The following is a 1278-nucleotide window of genomic DNA, read 5'->3' as shown; positions in this document are numbered from 1 at the left end:
GATTATTATAAAAAAATTAATATAAATAGTTGTTTTATTGGTCTTATCTCGTTTGTTTTATGGGTGTTCCAGCTCATGTAAACGTTTGCCAATCAATTTAAGTATTTCAGAATAGGTAATTAACATGATTAGCTATGCCAGTTATAGAGCTTCAGTGGCATATTTAATTAAACTGCTTAAGTCATGGAAATGTAAGATATACTTTTCCTTTCGTAGTTTGATAATAATTTGTAACGTCTTTTTTTCTTTGGCTTTGGTCAATTTTAATCCAGCCATGTCTGGTGAGGTATTGACAGTTCCAATGGATATTTCTAATTGGTCTTTCAAAGGAAATAAATTTGAGTGCAACCTGATGCATTCAAAGGTTTCAATGGGGAAGTTTTATTTCCGTGCGGAACCAAATAATCAAATTTTATTTATTTCCGATATACGCAACGAAGGGAATAAATGGCAAGGTGCGAAATTAATTAGTCAAAATGCACCGTGGGGTAAGGAGCTTTATAGAAAGGTTGAATCTTCTCTTACGGTTACCAAGCCTTCTCGTCGATTTGTATTCCGTAAAGGCGCACCCTCACTAATGAAGGCGATTGCCGGTGGTAGTTGGATTACGCTGGTATTGGAAGGAAAAGACGCTTCCGCTTTGTCAGAGGTCAGAATCCCAACAATTCAAATTCAAAAGGCACTGAGCGAATTTAATGCGTGTCTTGAGCGACTACCGAAACTGTCGTTCTCACAAGCAAGAGACATCGTTTTGCCTTTTCAATTCGGTCAGAAAACACTAAATGCGACTCAGCAACAGACGTTAGCTGCGCTCTATAGCTATCTTTCTGTTGATGACCGAGTGACGAAAGTACTAATCGATGGCCATACCGACAATGTTGGACCAAGGCTCACCAACCTTTCGGTATCACGTTTACGTGCTCAACAAGTGGCCGATGCACTGATTGCTCACGGTGTAAACCCAAATATTATCGAAGTCAGATCTCATGGTGACCGATATCCGGTCGCAAATAACAATACAGCAGCTGGTCAGGCAAAGAATCGACGTGTGACGTTGCGCCTAGTCAGAGACAACGAACGCACCATAGAAAAAAACACCATGTACGTACAACAACAGACTCAACAGAAGAAGGTTAAGGTTCAATGATGACGAAAACGAATATTTTGTTGGTTGAGCCGAACGAACACCTTGCTCAACCTGTACTGGATGTGCTGAAGAATGCCGGTTACACCGCAAAGCACACACGTACAGGGCGAAGCGCACTGTTAGAAGAGCGC

Annotated in this window: 1 protein-coding gene and 1 pseudogene; both read left to right on the top strand. The window is 40.8% G+C overall.

Annotation, left to right across the window (positions count from 1 at the left end; genetic code table 11):
- Positions 1-124: 124 nt before the first annotated feature.
- Positions 125-1147, top strand: coding sequence for an OmpA family protein (locus R7Q47_RS25070; RefSeq protein WP_318090018.1), 1023 nt, complete (start codon positions 125-127; stop codon positions 1145-1147).
- A pseudogene (locus R7Q47_RS25065) lies at positions 1144-1278 on the top strand (sigma-54-dependent Fis family transcriptional regulator); the annotation flags it as partial. The gene R7Q47_RS25070 and the pseudogene R7Q47_RS25065, both read left to right, overlap by 4 nt.

The organism is Vibrio sp. Vb0349 (assembly GCF_033338975.1).
The sequence above is the reverse complement of the archived record's forward strand: the minus strand, read 5'-3'. Positions and strand labels throughout refer to the sequence as shown.